Raw genomic sequence first — 3,547 nt, 5'->3', positions numbered from 1 at the left:
GTGGTAAGGGCGGTGATGGCAGCGCCCAACACCTGATTTTGCCTATCTCTGTGGGGGAGCGTGAATGACCATGAAGTTTGGTATGATATACATAACGGAAATGTACACGGGCGGGGGTATCCCCATAACCGTCAAGGCAGCAGTTTTGATATGAAGAAAGCAAAACATGAAAAGTCGCTGTGGGTGATATTGGTGATTGCCTCACTTATTTATTTGTTGATCCCTCCTTATTTGATCGCTTATTTTTTCAAGTTATATAACTTGAATCCTTTTCATATTGTCCCGCTACCCCATTTTAATCCCTTCAAGAGTGAACGTGGGATTCCTTTATCTCAAACGTTTAGCTATTTATTATTTATCTGGTTGATTTTTAACGCATTCATCAGCACTATAGTGGCTATTATTTACCGCATATTCTTTTATTCAGATGATAATGAATAGTATTCTTACTGCTTAATTTCATCCGCCGATAACCTCCCGATTTTACTCAAAGGTGTTAGTCTTATACGGTAATAGAGGCTATATACCCGCCATCGTTCATGTTGCAGGTGTGTTGGATGTGCTCGCTCACTCGAATCACTTACTGGTGTAAGCTCATCGAGGGTTCTGTTGCTTGCCGCCGGCCTGTATTTTGAAATCTATTGGGTACACTTTTGTCCGTCAGTTATTGTATTAACAACTAATTAGGCAGCTCGTTTCATCCAGTCACTGACGAACAGAGTGATGATAGCGTCCTCCATTTTTTACTACAGAGACCGTTATGCACATAACCTTACGTCAACTTGAAGTCTTTACTGAGGTGCTAAAAAGCGGCTCTACGACCCAAGCCTCGGTTGTGCTCGCGCTTTCACAATCGGCAGTCAGCGCTGCGTTGGCGGATTTGGAAGGGCAATTGAGGGTGCAACTGTTTGATAGGGTCGGTAAGCGTTTAGTCACCAATGAGCATGGGCGGTTGCTTTATCCCAAAGCATTGGCATTGCTGGATCAGGCAATTGAAATAGAACAACTTTTTTTGCAGGACTTAGGCGCGTTGCGGATTGCTGCCAGCAGCACTATTGGCAACTATATGTTACCGGGCATGATTGCCAAATACCGGCGTGACTTTCCCGACACACCGCTGGAATTGAATATCGGTAACAGTCAGGATGTGATTGAAGCAGTGGCAGATTTTCGCGGTGATCTGGGGCTGATTGAAGGGCCGTGCCATATGCCGGAACTGATGACCAAAGCCTGGCAACAGGATGAGTTGGTGGTGTTTGCGGCCCCAGATAATCCGTTATGCCATAAGATGCTGACACTGGAAGAGCTGGCCGATGCAGCTTGGATCCTACGTGAGCGCGGTTCTGGCACCCGCGAAGTGCTCGATCACTTACTGTTGGCAAAATTACCGCATTTCAAGTTGGTTATGGAGCTTGGGAATTCAGAAGCGATTAAGCGGGCGGTGCGTTATGGCATGGGAATCAGTTGTTTGTCGCGCCGGGTGATTGCCGATCAACTGGCCAACGGTGAACTGATCGTACTCAACATCCCTTTGCCACCACTGATACGAACCTTATATTTGATTCATCATCGGCAAAAACATATCTCTAACGCCTTGCAGCGCTTTCTCAGCTACTGTCAGGAAGAGGTCTGAACCGCAGAATTAGCCGAGAGCGAGTTACCCCTGTAGGGATAAGGTTTTTAAGCGTTTTACACCAATGATATTGGCTATTGCGGCAAGAATACCCGATAGAGAGAGGCTTTTACTGGCAAATGAGCTTTTGCTAATAATTGCACCGGGATCATGAAGGTATCTTATATCAGCGCATTGTTACTATCCGAGTCGGTGGGATTTGTTACAATCCCGCCTTATTTTTTAAGGGTGGATTAGGGTAAGAATGACTCAGCAAAATACTAAAATCCCAGTGCAGCAGGGTGCGCAGCGTTTACGTCGGGAGCTTAAATCACGGCACTTAGCCATGATTGCTATCGGTGGTTCTATTGGTACCGGTTTGTTTGTTGCCTCAGGGGCAACGGTATCGCAAGCAGGCCCGGGTGGAGCATTGCTCTCCTATGCATTGATTGGCCTGATGGTTTATTTCCTGATGACCAGTCTCGGTGAGCTGGCGGCGTTTATGCCGGTATCAGGCTCATTTTCAACTTATGGTTCCAAATACGTCGAGGAAGGCTTTGGTTTCGCCCTTGGCTGGAACTATTGGTACAACTGGGCCGTCACTATCGCTGTTGACTTGGTTGCGGCACAATTGGTGATGAATTACTGGTTCCCAGACGCACCAGGCTGGATTTGGAGTGCGCTGTTCCTCGCCCTGATGTTTTTACTGAACTACATCTCAGTAAAAGGCTTTGGTGAAGCGGAATACTGGTTCTCACTGATTAAAGTCACCACAGTCATTATCTTCATCATTATTGGTGTAATGATGATTAGCGGCATTATGAAAGGCGGTGAGAGCGCGGGTTGGCACAACTGGACCATTGGTGATGCACCCTTTGCCGGGGGCTTCTCGGCGATGATTGGTGTGGCAATGATTGTTGGTTTCTCTTTCCAAGGCACTGAACTGATTGGTATTGCGGCCGGTGAATCAAAAGACCCAGGTAAAAATATTCCACGCGCAGTGCGCAAGGTGTTCTGGCGTATTTTACTGTTCTATATCTTTGCCATTTTGATTATCAGCCTGATTATTCCGTATACCGATCCAAGTCTGTTACGTAATGATGTCAAAGATATCAGTGTTAGCCCATTCACGCTGGTATTCCAGAATGCAGGTTTGCTGTCAGCGGCTGCGGTGATGAATGCGGTTATCCTGACGGCAGTGTTGTCAGCGGGTAACTCGGGGATGTATGCCTCAACCCGTATGTTGTTTACCCTGGCCTCAGAAGGTAAAGCGCCACGTATCTTTGCCAAGCTGTCTGAGGGCGGGGTGCCACGTAATGCTCTGTATGCCACCACGGTAGTGGCCGGATTGTGCTTCCTAAGTTCAATGTTTGGCAACCAAACTGTGTATCTGTGGTTACTTAATACCTCAGGTATGACTGGCTTTATTGCTTGGTTGGGTATTGCTATCAGCCATTATCGTTTCCGCCGTGGCTATATGATGCAAGGCCGTGACTTGAACGACTTACCGTATCAGTCTGGTTTCTTCCCGATAGGGCCGATTTTCGCCTTCGTACTGTGTTTGGTTATTACTTTGGGGCAGAACTATCAGGCTTTCTTGCAAGACCGCATTGATTGGTATGGTGTGACTGCAACCTATATTGGTATTCCATTGTTCCTGGTGATTTGGTTTGGCTACAAATTGAGCCGTGGCACTAAGGTTATCAAATACCAAGAGATGGAATTCCCGAAATGGCGTGATGACAGTGAAGATAATCCTGAGCCGACAAAGCCGGTGATGACAGCTGACTAGTTTTTAGCGCTAATCAAAATTAAGCCACAGTGATGGCAGGGCGATAATCTTATCGCCCTTTTTTTGGGCTGTAAGCTGGTGATTATTTAAGCAAAGTTAAGCAAATAATTTCGCTAACTTCTCTTTATGGCCCTTTTGAATAC

3 protein-coding genes are annotated in these 3,547 nt (G+C 46.5%); all 3 read left to right on the top strand.

Features of this window, described 5'->3' with window-relative positions; translation table 11 throughout:
* The first annotated feature begins 60 nt into the window (after window positions 1-60).
* The 3 genes from V1952_RS20700 (at window position 61) to V1952_RS20690 (ending at window position 3,404) form a co-directional block, all read left to right on the top strand.
* Window positions 61-441 carry a hypothetical protein gene (locus tag V1952_RS20700; protein ID WP_372559376.1) on the top strand — a complete coding sequence of 127 codons (381 nt, stop codon included), beginning with the start codon at window positions 61-63 and terminating at the stop codon, window positions 439-441.
* Between the two features lie 319 nt (window positions 442-760).
* On the top strand, window positions 761-1,633 hold the full coding sequence (yieE, locus tag V1952_RS20695; protein ID WP_372559375.1) for a DNA-binding transcriptional regulator YeiE: 873 nt from the start codon (window positions 761-763) through the stop codon (window positions 1,631-1,633).
* Between the two features lie 244 nt (window positions 1,634-1,877).
* The gene (locus tag V1952_RS20690) at window positions 1,878-3,404 is read left to right on the top strand and encodes an amino acid permease (RefSeq protein WP_083158382.1); all 1,527 of its coding nucleotides are present in this window, start codon (window positions 1,878-1,880) and stop codon (window positions 3,402-3,404) included.
* Window positions 3,405-3,547: the final 143 nt, after the last annotated feature.

This window comes from Yersinia sp. 2542 StPb PI (assembly GCF_048593855.1).
GTDB lineage: Bacteria > Pseudomonadota > Gammaproteobacteria > Enterobacterales > Enterobacteriaceae > Yersinia > Yersinia enterocolitica_E.
The sequence above is the reverse complement of the archived record's forward strand: the minus strand, read 5'-3'. Positions and strand labels throughout refer to the sequence as shown.